We start from the raw sequence: 16,100 nt of genomic DNA on the forward strand, positions 1-16,100 counted from the left end.
CAGCCCTGGGTCGACGTTTGGCAGAGGTTTTATTACCGGGCAAGGGCGGCAGTGACCTCGGCAAGAATCCGTTGTGAGATATCCTTCATAGCCATGCTCATGGCCCGGGCCACACCGGAGGGGGATTTTGTCGGACAGGGTTGGACGCTTTGAAAACAACGCTGGAACAGGATGCGTTGGCTCACATCGGGTTCATCGGCCTGTGACAGGGTGACGGTCACTTCAAGAACAGATTCCCATCCATCGGCATGGTCCTGCTCGTAAAAGGCATCCACACTGCCGCTGAGGACATGCGTGGGCGAGAGTTTCATCCCGGGATCGTTGACCGCCAGGAAGCTTCCGGATCGGATGAAGTCCCTGCGGAGAAACGCGGTGACCAGGTCAGCCGGATCGGCATGCCAGCGGTGGTAGGCATATTCGTTTCGCTCGAACGGGGTGTCCTTGAAGACGATGCGTACGGTGTTGTAGTCGGGAGCAATGGCAAAGCGGGGGATATCCAGCACAACGGGAAGAGCGGAGGTCAGAGGCGAAACCGGGGCATCGTATTCCAGGGTATAGAAATCGATCTTCGGGGGGGTGCGACCCGAAGGCATGCAGCCCGTGGCGATCAGCAACAGGGAGACAAGCAGGAGAAAAGAGATGGTCGAGAGTTTCATGGTCAATGCTCGCTATGAAAGGGTGGTCATTTTTCAATTTTTCGGGGTTCAGGCGGGTCGCTCATGATCAGACGGGAGGGTTGATCCTTGAGTTCGTCTAAAAGACGGTTCAACCCCTGACTGGCCTTTTCAAGGTTCTGCAGGGTCACCAGCAGATGTTTCTGCATGGCCTCGAGATTGTCCTGGCTGCCTGCAACCATGGTCGTTCCCTGGGTAACAAAGGTGGTCGTCTGAGCCACGGCATCTCGCAGCTCGTGAAGAGTGGCGTTGACAGCGGGTTCATTGGTGGCGATCAGCCCATCGACCCGGACAAGGAGCGCTGTGGCATGTTGCAGCGTGGTTTTGGTCTGCTCTATGACCGTGTTGAGTGCCCGGCTTGCGTCGGAGGTCGAGGTCAGGGTGGATTTCCAGCCCGGGTTGTTGACCAGGGCATCGATATCTTGAAGGGTTGTTCGGGCATCTCGGGAAAGCTCGGCCAGAGCGAGATCATCGATGGCGGTATTGAAGTGATCCAGGCTCTCCTTGATCCCATCGGCGATTCCCTTGAGATCGATCTCCAGAAGACGGTGGTACAAAACGGAGATACTGTTCATGACCTGGGTTATGTCCGACGGGGTCGAGGGGATGACCGGATAGTCGGTTTCAAAGGTGAGGATGGGGGATTGCCCGGGACTGTCCTGGGAGCGGATGTCCAGGTTGACGAACATGCTTCCGGTGATCCCCACGGCACTCAGCCGGGCCTCGGAGTCAGGCTTGATGGTGACGCCCTTGTCAATGTCCATGATCACTTCGATGAGTCGGGAATCAGGGGCTACCTGAATGGAATTGACCCGTCCTATGGGAACGCCCCGGTATTTGACCGGCGAATCGATATTCAATCCCTGTACGGATTCGTCAAAAAAAGTGACATAGGTCGCTCCCCGGTCCAGAAATTTGGTCATGCCCAGGGTGATGATGATCACCACGCCCAATGCGAGTCCTGCAACGACAAAGAGTCCCACGGTAAATTTGGTTCTGGCTGTGGCCATGGATGGTCCTGTTGGAAAAAAGTGCGCAGGGCACAGGGCGCAGATTGTAGCCTGCATGGTGCGTCTGGGGATCGTTGAAACGATTTTTATCACACACGCGCAGGTTGTTGAGTGATGAGCCGGTCGGTTCGTACCCGAGGCGCTCTATCGTATTGATCACATGCATGCACTCCAGCCGGATCAGGGGGTTGAACGGGATGTTCCCGGTTTGCGGTTGAAAAAATGATTCACAAACGGATTGTCGCTGTGATCGCGCAAAAATCGCGGATCTCCCTGGGCGATGATCGAGGCGGTTTCCTTGTCCAGCATGATCGCTTGATGGGCAATGGCATAGATGGACAGGAGCTCGTGAGAGACGATGACCATGGTGGTTTTCAGGGAATCGTTGATCTCCAGGATGAGCTCGTCCAGCTCGGCCGAGGTGATCGGATCGAGCCCGGCTGAAGGTTCGTCCAGGAAGAGAATGGCCGGATCAAGGGCCATGGCCCGGGCGATAGCAGCCCTTTTTTTCATCCCGCCGCTGATCTCCAGGGGGAGGTGATCCTCGAATCCTCGCAGTCCGACCTGACCGAGCTTGACGCAGGCCAGATCACGTACCGCGTGCTTGGGTAAATCCGTGTATTCCGCGATGGGCAGGGCCACGTTCTCGGCCAGGGTCATGGAACCGAGCAAGGCCCCGCCCTGGTACATGACACCAAATGATTGCAGAATTTTTCGATAACTTTTCTGATCGTTCGGATCCATGGGTTTATCTCGGATGAAGATGTCACCTTCCAGGGGAGCATGCAGCCCGATGAGATGCTTGAGCAGGGTGGATTTGCCGCATCCGCTGCCCCCCAGGATAACGAAAATTTCGCCCCGGTTGACCGTGAAACTGGCATCCTCGAGCAGGATGAGTGAGCCGAATCCCATGGTCAGGTTACGGACATCTATGGCCGGAGAGGATGGATCGGACATGCATTTAGTACCTTATTCAGGATGTTCTGTTATAAAAAAAATTGTAGCTATTCAGGTCAAAATTCAGCAGGAGCAACAGACTGGAATATATCGTTAGATTTGAGTGCCAGCCCGTAAATTTCAGAGATTTAAGAATTTCAGAAATTTTAGAAATTGAGAACCTGGACGCTAACCGCTTGTAATTTCTTAAATCTCTTAAATTTCTTAAATTCGTAATTCTGATTCTTGGGAAATGCACCTGAATAGTTACAAAAATTTTTATAACCGCTTGAACTTAAAACTTAAAACCTAAAACTTCAAACTGCTGCCAGCCCGCATTAGCCCCAATAGCGTTGTATCACGGCCAGAATGGAGTCGGCCAGAATGATCAGAAAGATGGACGTGACCACGGATGATGTGGTGGCACGACCCACGGCGTCGGCGCCGCCGCGGACCTGAAATCCTCTGAAGCAGCCTGTTCCCGCAATGAGGATGGCAAAGAGCATGGTCTTGAACATGCTCCAGACGACATCCCCCGGAGAAATGGTGTTGATGGTCTGGACCATGTAGCCGTGGGTGGTCAGATCAAGCATGGTTACGCCGACCACAAGACCGCCGGCAACGGCAAAAAGATCTGAAAAAAGGGTCAGCATGGGCAGAACGATGAGCGTGGCCAGGAGTCGCGGCAGAACGAGAAAGACCGTGACATCAAAGCCCATGGTCGTCAGTGCGTCAATCTCTTCGGCAACACGCATGCTGCCTATTTCTGCGGCAAAGGCCGATCCGGAGCGACCGGCAACAATGATCGCGGTCATGATGGGCCCGAGTTCGCGGACCATGGACAAACTCACAAGAGAGGCTACATATATATTGGCTCCGAATTGTTCCAGCTGAACCGCAGACATAAAGGCCATGATCAATCCGAGCAGAAAACTGATCAGGGCGACAATGGGGAGGGCATCGGCCCCGACCCGCTGCAAATGGATGAGGGTGTCGTTTCCACGCAGCCTGCGGGGATTGCGGAGCACAACCACGAACGATAGGAGCACATCTCCCACGAAAGTAAGCATGGCTCGGGAGTCATTCAAAATGGAGATGGTCGTGTCCCCGAGTCCTTCGATCCACCCCGGTCGATCTTGGCCCTGATCCGGGGGAGGGCAGGCATGTCCGTTGTTGCGGACCATGTTCACGAATCGATCCATGCCGGCAGGAACCTGGTCGAATCTGACCAAATTGTCGGACAGGCGGGCTATATGCATGAGAACCACGGCCCCGAAATCATCCATATGGGTCACTTCCTGCATGTTCACGCGGACCGGGGCCCTTTGGGAAAAGGTATTTTTTCGGGAAAGGGACTGGATGAGCGCGACACTGGTCGATCTGTCCACCGGGCCTTTGAGGGCGATGGTCAAAAAATCGTCATCCACGGAAACGGCGATACCGGAATCAGCAGGAAGGACGTGAGAATGGGTCTGTGTGTTCATGGGATGGCCAGCGGATGGCTGCGCGCCTGCGGGAAAAGATGTATGGACTCCGGATACATGACCCGGGCGGTTTCGTCCACCACGATGAAGGGGTACCTCAGGGCTCGATCGTGTTCTTGCCTTTGCCCGCCATCTCTTATATTTATTTGTGTTTGGGAGAAACATGCAGGGGCACAGCCCCAAGGAAGAGTGAATGAAAAAAAGATACATGCAACTCACGGTACTGACCATATATTTGTGTTTGGTTGGCATGTTGTCATCCGGATGGACTTCGTCCGGAATGCCGAAGCATACACCTGATGCCCTGGACCAGGCACTGGAGGCCATGCTTTCGCAGGTCAAACCCTCGCCCCCGGTTTTTACGGCCGGTGACGAGGTCGATCTGCTCGTGGATATGGTTCGATCGAGTTCCAACGAGACCGAACTTGAACTGCCGGACAAGGAGAGTATGACCTCTGCCTATTATCCGTTTTCGGTCAAGGTATCCATGGATCGTCTTTTGAGATACGGATACAATCCCGATCTGCCCAATTATATTCTGGCCCCGAACACGGTACGTCACGGAGCATGGACATCGGTAAACGGCCAGGACAAACCCCTGCCCAGGCTCTGGGAGCATCTGGGTCACCTGGACGAGCCCGTTGTGGTGCATGGCGTGGAACACGAAGAGATCACCCCTGATATGTCCACGGGCGGGTATTACAGCTATGACATGGATCGGGCCCTGATCCTCCTGCCCCATGAAGCCGGGCCGGTGCTTATTTCCATCACCAGGCAGGACGACAAGTCCGATGTGGGCAAGAAAGGGGCTGTGGTTGGCAATGATGCCGACTGGCAGTATCTCTATTCCGGTGTGGACGGTCTGACCAAGGGCGGACTCGGATGGGTCAGCTCATACATGTACGGTGCCATGTCCGTGACCATTTTTTGCGAGGTTCCCACCCCCGAGGGGATGACGATCAAGGCCGGGGTCTTCAAATGGCTTCGGGCCGGGTGGGCCGGAATCAATATGGTCCGGCCCCATCACATCGAGGAGGGCTGCGAACGCTTTGCAACCGCCATGCAGGCGATTCTGGAGAGTCCTGAGCTGCCTTCCGAGGACGTGATGGCGGAGCAGGTCGATATCTGTGAAAATCTGACTCCGGGCGAATTGCGTGGGCTGGTCAAGCCGTATATCGAACAGATCAAGAACGTGGATGACCCCGTGGTTCGCAAATCCCCGTTCAAGAAAATGCTCGATTCAGGAGAATATCTGGCAAAGATGCCCAAGGAGGACATGGTCAAGATTTTGGTCCAGGGGTATCTCAAGGAGATCCTGGGCCAAGAGAGCCCTGTGGACGCCTCGGCCTGCAGAACCCTGGCCGGACAGCGGACTGCCTCGAAACGATAAGGGGCCTTTTCCTGAAAAGTCAGGTAGCTGGAAAAAACAGGGAGTGCCGGTTGCGATCGGTGCTCCCTTTCTTTATGTTCCCTTCATGGCTTTGAAACTATCCGACTGTTCGACCAGCTGGGTTTCCATGTGAATCGTCATCATGAGGAAAACGTTATGCACCTACCTGCCGTCCTGGACGATTATGCCTCTCCTCCTGCCCATCCCGGATTTATGGCCCGGCAATTTCCCAGTTTGTGTTTTTATACCCGGGATCTGTTCCAGATCGCCAGGGCCTTTGTGCTTATCAAACAGCGTTCCTTTACCCCTGAAAAATTTGTCAGTTGCAGTTACGGGATTGTCCGCTCGCTGGAATCGGTGGGATGCCGGGTTGCCGTGGAGAATGCCATGGCTCTGGACAGGGCCAAAGGTCCGTGTGTGGTCGTGGCCAATCACATGAGCACCTTGGAAACGTTTGTCCTCCCCTGGATCGTTCTTCAGCACACGAGGATGACCTTTGTGGTCAAGAAAGGACTTCTCAAGATTCCTTTTTTCGGGGCAGTCACGTCCGGATGGGATCCCATTGCCGTGGGTCGGGAAAACCCCAGGGATGATCTCAGATGCGTACTCGAACAAGGGGAGCAACGGATCGAATCAGGACGATCCGTGATTGTCTTCCCTCAGAGTACCCGGATGGTCGACTTTGATCCGGCCCGGTTCAATTCCATCGGCGTCAAACTGGCCAGACGGGCCGGTGTCCCGGTGGTTCCCCTGGCACTGAAGACCGATGCCTGGGGAAACGGCACGTGGATCAAGGACTTTGGCCGGATCGATCCGAACAAAACGATCCGGTTTGCCTTTGGAGAGCCCATGGCCATCACGGGGAACGGCAAGCAGCAGCACGAGGCCTGCGTGAATTTTGTGCGGGAGCGATTGGAGGCGTGGGGTAAGTAGAACAATGTTCAGGACAAACGAAAAAGGCCGGGAGAAATCCCGGCCTTTTTCGTTTGCGATGGTGCAAGATCTATTGACCAATGGTCGGCCTGCCATGCTTGTGCGACCGGCCATGACAATCGGATCAGACTTTGATCAGCGGCTTGATCTGCTCGAATATTTTCGGGCCGATTCCCTTGACCTGCTGCACTTCATCAACGCTTTGAAACGGGTGTTCTGTCCGGTAGGCGATGATCCGCTGGGCAATGGCCGGGCCGATACCGGGCAGGGTCTGCAACTGCTCCTGTGTCGCCGTATTGAGGTCCACCTGGTCAGCGCAGAGGCCTGTTCCGATGCCGATACAGCATATCGAAAAAATGAAAACAAGGGTTGCGATACGGGTTTTGATGGACAACATGTGAATCCTCCTTGTGCGGTGAAAGTGAGAGAACAAAAAAGTGTATCACAAATTGTGATACACATGCCACAAGGAGAACATTTTATCCACGAAAAATTTATTTTGTGATGTCTTACATTTTTATTTTGTAAATTCTTAGCGCTATAATAAAAAGATAGTGCAGCAAGTAGCGTATGTCTGACAAAATAGAGCGGTCGGAAAACTCGATGAGTGATGCAGGACCACTGCAGACGGGAGGTCGGAGCTCCAGTGAACCTCACCTGATCGGCGGGCTCGGTGAACCAGGGGGGCATTTGGGCGCTGCTTGTTTGTTTTGTGTAATCTCTTTGTATGGCGGGATGTATTATTCTTGGAATATGGATGGGTTCGGCCGGCACAGCTCGAGAAGCGTGTCCCAATCGTCAGGAGGGTTTCCTTGTTCGAGCATTTTGGTGAAGAGAGCATAGGGGTCTGACTTGCTGCCCCCACTGCGCAAGGAGTGTGTATCGTTGACCCAGGCAAAGACGATAACTTTTGAACGGGAGTCGAAACGGAAAAAAAGTCGAAAGCGTCTGCCGATTTTGGCTCGTCTCCAGTGCCGATGTTCTGTTCCCAAAGTGTTGCCTTGCCGGAATCGATCACTGTTCGGATCTTGGGGAATCACGTCCATCACGAGATGAGATAGGGCTGCATAGAGTTTGTACGTCGCATTCGAGCTCAGCTCATGGGGGCGTTTCTGTTTGATCCGGCTGACGGATTTCGCAAGTTTTTCGATCTGATTCACAAAACCGTCATGGAAGAGCAATGTCCAGCCATGTCGCTGCATTACAGATCGACCTCACCATCAATTTCCTCGTCCAGGTCCATGGGGGCATCGAGCATGGAAAGCATGGATTTTTGCAGGTGCTCAGGCAGGTTGCGGACATGTTTTCCCGTCCGAAGATCCTTTTCGACCAAGGTGAGAAATTTGGCGATGGCGGGGTCTTTGTGTTCGTCCGTTCGCAAACGACGGACCACGATCTGCTCGCCCTGGAGTTCGAAACTGAGTTTGTTGCCACTGGTAACCCCAAGAGCGTTGCGGATTGACTTGGGCAGGGTGACTTGCCCTTTGGACGTGACTGTTGCTGTTTCCTGAATGGGCATCATGTGGGGCCTCCTGGGTTTACATCTGTGTAAGAATTTTTTCTTACACGGTCAAGGAGAGGATATGTGTTCGGTGGAGCGTATCGCATCTTACGTCTTCTTTGGCTGCTCGCTTGTAGCGGGGTGTGCACCTGAAGGGGTCCTCTACGCCTTACGCTTGCAATCTCTTCATGGCATAGACCCCGTTGGCTCCGCTCATGGGGGTGAATTTTCGGGTGTCCTTTGATTTCAGAAGGTGTTTGATCTGGTCGAAGACCTCCTGGACGAACTCTTTTGATCCGAGGATACCGGCGTCCGAGAAGTATCTCGTCCGGTAGCGGAAGAGCTCGAACCGTTTGAGCTCGAAATTCTTTTTTCTCTCCCTGGCTACGATCCCGGCATCCATGGGCTTGCCCTTGCCCGTGTCCACCGCTCCGGTTTCATAGACAAATTGTCTGTAGGACCGGAGGATTGTAGCGGGTTCGTGTTCGCCCCACTCCTTCATCCCGAAATCCATGGAGAGCAGGTTCTCCCGGTTGTTCGTCTGGACATGATAGCCAAGTGAGCACCAGCGGTAGTCTTCCGGGCGTTTGACGATCCCGGCACGGATGGGGTTCAGATCCACATAGGCCAGGAGATTGACCAGGGAATGACCGTTCTGCACGATCAGGGATTTGAACCGGTCTCCCCAGAAATAGCCTTTGCGGTTGTGGAGGGCGTTGTAATAGCGTGTGAAATTCTGTTTGATATCCTTGATGAGTTTGGAAAGAGACGACCACCTCTCCCTGAAATCGGCAATGGTTTTCGGGGTGATTTCCCGGCCTTCGGGGAACCATTTTTCAAGTCGCTTGTTCATCTCTTCGTCTGAAAGATGATCCGGGGGATGCATGCGCACAACCAGATGAAAGTGGTTCGACATGATGCAGAAACCAAGGACCTCTGCGAAGTAGAACCGGCAGAGAAACCGTATCGTATCGAGGAGATGGTCTTTTTCTCTGTCTCCAAGCGGAAATCCATCCAGAGCGGTTCGAGAGATGACATGGTACACGGTCGGGGTGTCGGGACGAACAAACCTGGCGATGCGCGGCATGTGAAGACCTCCGGAATTGGGGTGCAGGAGGAAAGAGAGCGACAGCTCGAAAAGCCGGATGCGTATGAAAATGAGGAATTGAGATGAGAGGTATCAGATGGATCGAGTTATTTCAATATGGAACCTGTCCCCATGTTCTTTCTGATATGGAACCTGTCCCCATATTCGCTCTGTTGGGGTGTCTGAACGAACAAATCTGGCGATGCGCGGCATGGGAAGACCTCCGGAATTGAGGGTGCAGGAGGAAAAGGGACAGCAGGTATCAGGGAAAGGGTTAAGGTTTAAGAGTTAAGGCCTGATTACGCGGGTGCGGATAAAAATGAGGAGTTGAGATGAGGGGTATCAGATGGATCGAGTTATTTCAATATGGAACCTGTCCCCATATTCACTTGACTTACTTATCATGGATGTCCCCATAATTCATGCGCGGCATGTGAAGACCTCCGGAATTGGGGTGCAGGAGGAAAGAGAGCGACAGCTCGAAAAGCCGGATGCGTATGAAAATGAGGAATTGAGATGATGGGTAACAGATGGATCGAGTTATTTCAATATAGACCTGTCCCCTTATTCAATGATTCACCAAAACAAAAGGTCGGGAAAAACCCGACCTTTTGTTTTGGGTAAAGCGGCGGTGGAAAAACTATTTAATTACGTCAAACTAGAAGCGGTACTGGAAACCAGTGGCGATCTTCCAGATAGCGTCACTTTCTACGGATCCGCCATGATCTTCGTCATCCAGATCGGGGTTGATGTAGCCAAGCTCAAGAGCGGCAACAAGTTCTTCGAAGATCTGGTACTTGGTGACCAGGTCGACTTCAAAGAAAGAATCATTTTCAGACAGGCCAGCAGAGCTACCCAAGCCGGGAGCATCTACTCGTCCAGCACCGCGATAGAGGTCTTCGTCATTGGTACCCTGAGCATAGATAACCTTCAAAGTATTGGACAGCTTTTCGACGAAGGTAATATCCTTCAAGGCAGCACCAATGGCCCAGATACCAACAGGAGCGCCAACGGCGACTCCGTCAGCACTGTTCCAGAACATGGAACCGTAACCAACGCCAACCGAAGCGCCCCAGTTGGCATCGTCAATGAAGGGCATGAGTTCACTGCCATCTGTTGCGTCATCGTCTTCACCCGTGCCGTATATGAAGAACAGCTCAGGAGTCATCATGTCCATTTTGTAATCAATGGCCAAGTCGAAAACGTAACCGGCGCGATCGTTTTGACCACAATCACCATCTACATTACCATACATAAGATCACCAGCGACGACAATGGGATCGAACATGTCAACACTGAAGTTTGCGCCCAGCCACATGGCGGACAGATCGTCAGTAAGAGGAAGTTTCGGGTTGGAAGCGACCAAGCCTTCTGGCGTATCATCGAGGGCGACAAGGGCTTCTGTAGCACCTTGGCCAATCCATGCATATGCAAAGTACGGGATCACGGAAAAACCGTCAGCGGTCACAGGGAGAACCAGGAGGGCAACATCGACATCGTCGCCTTCCAGTTTGTCAGTTCCTTCGTCATAAGGAGTATCCAGGTCGTAACCACGAACCCAACCGGCAGTTATGGCGAACATGTCGTTGATCTGTTTGGAAACGAGCAGACCAGCAGCATCGTCATCCAGGATGGGGTTACCAAATATGCCAGGAAAGGCAATGGTCTGCAAACCGGCCTTGACGTTGATGCCAGCAGTGGGCTCTGTAAAATCAAGGTAGGCATGTTTCACAACGAGGGAATCTCCATCAGTGCTGAGATCGCCTTTTTTGTATTCACCCCAGTATGTGTTGCTTTCAATACCAACAACAGCCTTCAAATTTTCATTGGCAACAAAATCAAACCAGGTGCGCAGACGCTGACGAGCGGTGAAGTTATCGCCATCACTTTCGTCAGAGTTGTGGTCACCATTGACCAGCCAGTCGCCATGCACATCGAGTCCGCCGCGGACATTGAGTTCCACAGCGGAAGCCGTGCAAACAGTGGACAGGACAAAAAGTGCTGCCACTGCGAGAAGTGCTACACGTTTCATAGGGATACTTCCTCCTTGTGTGTTGGTTAAACAGATTTCCATCGCCGCACCCGGATCGAACCGGGTGATCAACCTCTAGCCACAAGCATTGTCGGATGCAAGGACTTTTTGACTCTTTTTTGACAAAAGTTCAAAATTTTGTACGGTACAAAATTTTGAACCAACTCAATTGTCAATTATGTGGTGTCAACTCAAGGGGATAACTGAGAAGCATGGTTCGTTTGTTCCCAAGACCGGTTGCGCCGGGATGGGTTAGAATACAGATAACAAGCTCTTCGTTACCGTCATTGTCTGTGTCGGCAATAGCATAGTCGATGATTGAGCCTTTTATTCGTCTGGTCTTCCATGCGAGATTCAAACCGATACCATCCCAGAAAAGGGTATGAATTTCACCTTGAGCAAACGAGCGGTAGGCGTTGAAAAACTGTGATGCTACAGAAATATTGTGCCCGACAAGAAGTTCAAACCGATCATCCTTGTCTAAATTTATAGGCAGGAGCCTAGATGGCACAAAATAGTAATTTTTTGGAATCCCTGCCTTTTCTGGAACCGGCAGGCCGGGTAATCCTTCACTGATTTCCAGCCCCAACGAGGAGGACGCGTAGCTTTCACTTGTGGCAGCCTGGAGATTGTTCTCGGAGCTGTACACTTCAAGGTGATCGTGACTGTTGCATCGGATGATTTTGTAATCACCATTTTCCGGGAGGAAGGCGACGCTGAAGACATTGGATTGGTCCGGAAGATCCAGCCTCCGCCCTAGAGAGTATTCCCCCGACATCTTGATGACTTCATGTACTCCGGGTTTGAATATTCGGGTTACACCTTGTTTCTGTCCCAGAAGTGTTGGCATGAAATCTGGGGGGGTGCGGATCACGTTGAGAAAAAGAGGAATTCTGGTGGCTATTTCTGTAAAAGATCCTTGATTGTAATTAAGGATGAAGGAACGTGGTTCTTTATCGCAGATGGAAGAAACAATGATTTCGCTCAGCCCATCTCTGTTGGTATCCAGGAGATTGATGTTGATATTTTGTGTGCTTATCGGCCCTTCATAGGTTGCCACAGCCATGAGGCGATTGTTTTCGTGCACGTATGCATGGACGAAATGATCGCCAATGATAAAAATTTCATTTACGCCATCGTTATCAGCATCTCCAATTACCATGCCCTGGGATACGAAATTGAGGGACTGGCTCCGCCATCTTCCATTGTCCATGGAGGTCGCCTGGTATTTGATGTTGGGGTTGAGGTAAACTTCCTGCCCACTCGTTGCCTGGTTAATGACCAGGTTGGGATTCATCTGATTGACTGTATTGGTCTGTTGGGCCGGTTTTTCCTCGGGCCGTTTGAAGACATCACCGTTGATCTGCTTGGCGGTGGTCTCCAGGGACGGTATGAGTTGGTCGATGGTTGTCTGGGAGGCAAACGGGGTGGTGGTGCCTTCCTTGTTCATCAGCTGGACGTCCAGGCTGCACTCCTTGCCCATGATGGTCACGCTGCCGTAGACCAGATAGTCGGCCTGAAGACCGGCCAGCCCTTTTGCGGCCGCATCCAAGCCGGTCACGGGCGAGGGGATCTGCTCCTTGACCACGTCCGAGGAAACCGGGCTGAAATGGCCGGGCCAGGTCAGCCGGGTCTGGAGCATGGAGGGAATGCCCTGCTGGAGATAGCTATAGGTTTGCGGACCGTGCACGCCGAACGGGGCCACGGCAAAGGTCCTGGCCTCCTCGGCCAGGGCCTGGGGCGAGAAGCTCAAAAGACAGAAAAGTATAAGTGTAAGACGCAGGATCATGGATATTCCTCCAGACAGGGGTGGGCGGATACAGGTCCGCTGATTTTTAACGGGAGAAGATGGGAGACTTTTGGTTGGGATGGGGGGGATTGTCAAGGAGGACTGTTTTAAGTGTTAGGTTTTAGGTGTTAGGTTTTAGGTTTTAGGCTTAAAAGAAAGGAGACGGGAAAAGTGAATGCTTAGCGAGCTTGCGAGGTTAGCAGACCTTATGCAAAGCTGACGGGAAAGGAGAATGGAAGTAGGGGCGAACCTTGTGTTCGCCCAAACCGGAACGAGCAGGAGGAAAAGAAAGGAGACAGGAGAATCCCAGAAAAGTGACAACTAATTTTTAGGACTCGACAATGCCAGGATCGGTCGGACAGTTAATCCGACCCGGACGGGGCAAGCCCGTCATGCTGTTTCACGTGGTTGGATGACAATACATGTATTCTGTTCCAGTGAGGAAGGTTTGTTGACACGTACGTCTCAGGCAACTAATTTATAGTATTGATTCGAGCTACGAGATGTTTTTTTGATTTGAGGAGGTAGCCATTATGCCGACATCGGTGCGATTGTCACAGGAAGACGAGCGACGGCTTGATTCCCTTTCACGAGAAACAGGGAAATCCAAGGCGTTTTATATTCAGGAGGCCGTTGCCTCATATCTTGATGATATGGAAGATTTTATTTTGGCCGAGAAACGGCTTGATGAGGTCAAAAAAGGCCAGGCACACGTTTATACACTTGAAGAAGTGGAGCGGGAACTTGGCTTGGAAAATTGAGTTTGTCCGAGAGGCCAAGAAGGAGTTGGCCCGGATAGACAGAAAGGCCCAACGTGATATCCTGCATTTTTTAAAAGAGCGCATCGCAACGGCCGAGAATCCTCGTCAATTCGGGGCGCCTTTGAGGAAAAATCTTTCCGGATTGTGGAGGTATCGTGTTCGTAATTATAGGATCATCGCTGATATCCGGGATGATCGGTTGACGGTACTTGTCGTGAGAGTGGGGCACCGGAGACGAGTGTATGGCGGTCATTGAATTGCTTCCTTCAGAGAAAAGAGAGTAGGAAATCCATGGTTTCCAGACGAGATTTTTTATTCAGCGCGGTGCGCCGGGTACGGCAGAATATGGATGATGTGGTTTCGGTTGCGGCTCCGAAGCCTGCGAAGCCGGTTTCCGGGATCGGCAGGGAGATTGGCGAGGCGGACCGGCTTTTTGGCGAGGGGGAGCTGGAGCTGGCTCGGGAGGGGTACAAGGGGGTTCTGGCCAGGGAACCACGACATGTGGAGGCCCGGGTTCAGCTGATGGTCTGCCATTACCGGCTGGGCGATCTCAACCCGGCCAAGGTCTGTGCCCAGCAGGTGCTGCAGAAGAATCCGGAAAATCACACCGCTAAGCTCTTTCTCGGCCTGGCCTGGGCCAGGAAAGGCAATCTGGAAAAGGCCATGCAGGCCTGGGAAGGGTATTTCGACATGAACAACCGCCACGTACTCAGGGAGATCAACGTGTACAAGGCGCTCTTTGAGGAGGGCGAGGAGTTGGACTGCGAGGAGGTGGTTAGGGAAATCGAGGAAAGTGCGGGGTGCGCAATCAGGGAGGCAGGAGACAGGGAGACAGGAGACCGGAGACAGGAAATGGAAAAGGAGTGAATGATCGCATCACATCTCTTTGGTTTTTCCCTGTGTATGTTCGTCCAAAGCCTGGGCCGCGAGATCGAGCATCGGTTGAGGGTGCTCTCTAAGAATTTTGTCCCATTTCTGTTCATTCCGGATGTCTTGAACGTATTGCCGCAGCATCTCAACCGCTCGAGTTCTTTGGGATTCGTCGATGCTTTCGAGAATCGTGACCGCAGTCAGTATTTCAGGCGATTTGTTCGCGAAGGATTCCATAAGGTATAACTCTTTTTTTTGATTGCCCTGCATAGGTTTTCCCTTTCGCAGATGTGGATATCCGCAAGGGGTACCCCTACCATTTTGTCCTTTGTTCGGGAATCTCCAGCCTGAACGTGGTGTTTTCTCCGTCTGTCACAAGATCCACCTGCCAGCCCGCCTGAGCGGCCAAGAATCTGACCATGGGAAGGCCGAGACCGAGGTGGTCGGGTTGGGTTGTTGCGTACTCCTTCCAGGGATCGAGATCGTTGGGGAAGGTGGTCGGCGAGGTCAGGGTGAGCACGGCTCCCTTTTTGTGCGGCGCTATTTCCATGTGCACGTTGTGTGGACCTCCCGGGTTCTTGATCTTACAGGCCTCGATGGCGTTTTTCAGGGCCTCGTCAATGGCCAGGGTCAGAATGAAGGGGGGGAGCTGAAGCGTGGGGACGGACTCGTCGCACGCAATGGTTTTGACCAGTTTGTGCTTGTAAAAGAGGTTGTTGGTCCAGAATCTGTCCACCCAGTCCATGAATTGACTGAGATCGATCATGGCGACACCCTCATCGGTAAAAAAACTCAACTGCTCGTTATCTTTGAGTATCTCCGCGAGTTTGCCGACCGCCTGACTCAATCGGGTGCATTTGGGCAAAAGTTCGGCCGCCAGCATGTCCGGCTGTCGGTTGATCTTGCTCTGAAAGAGTTCCAGCTGCATTTCCAGGACATGGCAGAAATTGTTCGCGTTGTGGGTCATGCCGGGGATCTGCCTGCCGGCATTCGCAGACAGGTAGGTCCGTGCCAGATTCATCCAGTCTTCAAAGGTTTTGTTCATTGTCGTTCTCCCCGGATCATTTCTCGCTGTTCCCTGAATACATACTGGATGATGGCTTCGCGGTCGTTGTCCCGGATGGTGGTGAATTCCAGGACCCAGCGGCTGTTGGTTTCCGAAGTCTGCTCGCGCCGGGTGATGGTCCCTACCGGATTGACCAGATAGAGGGGAAAGCGTGACAGGGTGATCACCAGTTCCAGATGATCTCCAATACGCAGATCATGGGGCGAGATGAATTGCAGATCCGCGCCGCTTATCTGGGTGATGGTTGCCTCAAGGGGATAGTCTGCCTGAATGGAGTCCTGGTGCAGGAGGCCGAGAATGGTGTCGAGCTTGGTGTTCATGGCCTCGAGGTAGTCGATCAGGGGGACGGGAATGGAGGTTCGCTGGAGTTCGTCGCGAAGATGCGAGACCCCCTGGCAGAAGCCGCCTCTGAGTTCCGGACGAGTCGTGGGCGAAGCGACCTTGCGCATGAAGGCCTGAAGTGCGGTGTCGATGCGGGAGTAGGTTTTGCGTTCGGTTTCCATGTCGCTCCTGTTGGGCCGGTCTGTGGGGCACGTCCTGGTGGCACGGCGCGCCGTGCCCCTACGA

18 protein-coding genes are annotated in these 16,100 nt (G+C 52.8%); 5 read left to right on the forward strand and 13 right to left on the reverse strand.

Annotation, left to right across the window (positions count from 1 at the left end; translation table 11 throughout):
- Positions 1 to 32: 32 nt before the first annotated feature.
- The 4 genes from ACTVJH_RS05485 to ACTVJH_RS05500 all read right to left on the reverse strand — a co-directional run bounded on the left by ACTVJH_RS05485 (position 33) and on the right by ACTVJH_RS05500 (position 4,104).
- Positions 33 to 656 carry an ABC-type transport auxiliary lipoprotein family protein gene (locus ACTVJH_RS05485; RefSeq protein WP_455988281.1) on the reverse strand — a complete coding sequence of 208 codons (624 nt, stop codon included), beginning with the start codon at positions 654 to 656 and terminating at the stop codon, positions 33 to 35.
- A gap of 26 nt (positions 657 to 682) precedes the next feature.
- Positions 683 to 1,684: an MlaD family protein gene (locus tag ACTVJH_RS05490; protein WP_455988283.1), complete on the reverse strand. Its 1,002-nt coding sequence runs from the start codon at positions 1,682 to 1,684 to the stop codon at positions 683 to 685.
- A 180-nt stretch (positions 1,685 to 1,864) separates the two neighbouring features.
- A complete protein-coding gene (locus ACTVJH_RS05495) occupies positions 1,865 to 2,641 on the reverse strand; it encodes an ABC transporter ATP-binding protein (RefSeq protein WP_455988285.1) in 777 nt (258 codons plus the stop codon).
- 317 nt (positions 2,642 to 2,958) lie between these two features.
- A complete protein-coding gene (locus ACTVJH_RS05500) occupies positions 2,959 to 4,104 on the reverse strand; it encodes an MlaE family lipid ABC transporter permease subunit (protein WP_455988287.1) in 1,146 nt (381 codons plus the stop codon).
- Positions 4,105 to 4,384: 280 nt separating this feature from the next.
- On the opposite strand from ACTVJH_RS05500, the gene ACTVJH_RS05505 reads away from it, so the two are divergent.
- Together ACTVJH_RS05505 and ACTVJH_RS05510 are read left to right on the forward strand one after the other, a co-directional pair.
- The gene (locus tag ACTVJH_RS05505; RefSeq protein ID WP_455988289.1) at positions 4,385 to 5,494 is read left to right on the forward strand and encodes a hypothetical protein; all 1,110 of its coding nucleotides are present in this window, start codon (positions 4,385 to 4,387) and stop codon (positions 5,492 to 5,494) included.
- Between the two features lie 156 nt (positions 5,495 to 5,650).
- The gene (locus tag ACTVJH_RS05510; protein WP_455988291.1) at positions 5,651 to 6,427 is read left to right on the forward strand and encodes a lysophospholipid acyltransferase family protein; all 777 of its coding nucleotides are present in this window, start codon (positions 5,651 to 5,653) and stop codon (positions 6,425 to 6,427) included.
- 124 nt (positions 6,428 to 6,551) lie between these two features.
- Here the strand turns inward: ACTVJH_RS05510 and ACTVJH_RS05515 are convergent, their stop codons facing one another.
- The 6 genes from ACTVJH_RS05515 to ACTVJH_RS05540 form a co-directional block, all read right to left on the reverse strand.
- Positions 6,552 to 6,824, reverse strand: coding sequence for a ComEA family DNA-binding protein (locus ACTVJH_RS05515; protein WP_455988293.1), 273 nt, complete (start codon positions 6,822 to 6,824; stop codon positions 6,552 to 6,554).
- A 343-nt stretch (positions 6,825 to 7,167) separates the two neighbouring features.
- Entirely contained in the window at positions 7,168 to 7,629 is a 462-nt protein-coding gene (locus tag ACTVJH_RS05520; protein WP_455988295.1) for a type II toxin-antitoxin system YhaV family toxin, read from the reverse strand.
- Positions 7,629 to 7,949, reverse strand: a complete 321-nt coding sequence (locus ACTVJH_RS05525) for a type II toxin-antitoxin system PrlF family antitoxin (protein WP_455988297.1) — start codon at positions 7,947 to 7,949, stop codon at positions 7,629 to 7,631. The genes ACTVJH_RS05520 and ACTVJH_RS05525 overlap by 1 nt, the downstream gene beginning before the upstream one ends.
- Before the next feature lie 148 nt (positions 7,950 to 8,097).
- The gene (locus tag ACTVJH_RS05530) at positions 8,098 to 9,015 is read right to left on the reverse strand and encodes a transposase (RefSeq protein ID WP_455988299.1); all 918 of its coding nucleotides are present in this window, start codon (positions 9,013 to 9,015) and stop codon (positions 8,098 to 8,100) included.
- A 658-nt stretch (positions 9,016 to 9,673) separates the two neighbouring features.
- On the reverse strand, positions 9,674 to 11,047 hold the full coding sequence (locus ACTVJH_RS05535; protein ID WP_455988301.1) for an outer membrane homotrimeric porin: 1,374 nt from the start codon (positions 11,045 to 11,047) through the stop codon (positions 9,674 to 9,676).
- A gap of 172 nt (positions 11,048 to 11,219) precedes the next feature.
- Complete coding sequence (locus tag ACTVJH_RS05540) at positions 11,220 to 12,836, reverse strand: FG-GAP-like repeat-containing protein (RefSeq protein WP_455988303.1); 1,617 nt, start codon at positions 12,834 to 12,836, stop codon at positions 11,220 to 11,222.
- 533 nt (positions 12,837 to 13,369) lie between these two features.
- Here ACTVJH_RS05540 and relB point away from each other — a divergent pair.
- From relB to ACTVJH_RS05555, 3 genes are read left to right on the forward strand one after another with little or no spacing between them, the layout of a single operon-like run.
- Entirely contained in the window at positions 13,370 to 13,597 is a 228-nt protein-coding gene (gene relB, locus ACTVJH_RS05545) for a type II toxin-antitoxin system RelB family antitoxin (protein ID WP_455988305.1), read from the forward strand.
- Positions 13,581 to 13,853: a type II toxin-antitoxin system RelE family toxin gene (locus ACTVJH_RS05550; RefSeq protein WP_455988306.1), complete on the forward strand. Its 273-nt coding sequence runs from the start codon at positions 13,581 to 13,583 to the stop codon at positions 13,851 to 13,853. The genes relB and ACTVJH_RS05550 overlap by 17 nt, the downstream gene beginning before the upstream one ends.
- A 35-nt stretch (positions 13,854 to 13,888) precedes the next feature.
- A complete protein-coding gene (locus ACTVJH_RS05555) occupies positions 13,889 to 14,464 on the forward strand; it encodes a tetratricopeptide repeat protein (protein WP_455988308.1) in 576 nt (191 codons plus the stop codon).
- A 9-nt stretch (positions 14,465 to 14,473) separates the two neighbouring features.
- On the opposite strand, the gene ACTVJH_RS05560 is transcribed toward ACTVJH_RS05555, so the two are convergent.
- From ACTVJH_RS05560 to ACTVJH_RS05570, 3 genes are read right to left on the reverse strand one after another with little or no spacing between them, the layout of a single operon-like run.
- Positions 14,474 to 14,737 carry a hypothetical protein gene (locus ACTVJH_RS05560; protein WP_455988310.1) on the reverse strand — a complete coding sequence of 88 codons (264 nt, stop codon included), beginning with the start codon at positions 14,735 to 14,737 and terminating at the stop codon, positions 14,474 to 14,476.
- A 43-nt stretch (positions 14,738 to 14,780) separates the two neighbouring features.
- Positions 14,781 to 15,512: a hypothetical protein gene (locus ACTVJH_RS05565; RefSeq protein ID WP_455988312.1), complete on the reverse strand. Its 732-nt coding sequence runs from the start codon at positions 15,510 to 15,512 to the stop codon at positions 14,781 to 14,783.
- On the reverse strand, positions 15,509 to 16,036 hold the full coding sequence (locus ACTVJH_RS05570) for a PilZ domain-containing protein (protein WP_455988314.1): 528 nt from the start codon (positions 16,034 to 16,036) through the stop codon (positions 15,509 to 15,511). The genes ACTVJH_RS05565 and ACTVJH_RS05570 overlap by 4 nt, the downstream gene beginning before the upstream one ends.
- Positions 16,037 to 16,100 lie beyond the last annotated feature (64 nt).

The organism is Desulfoplanes sp. PS50 (assembly GCF_053851535.1).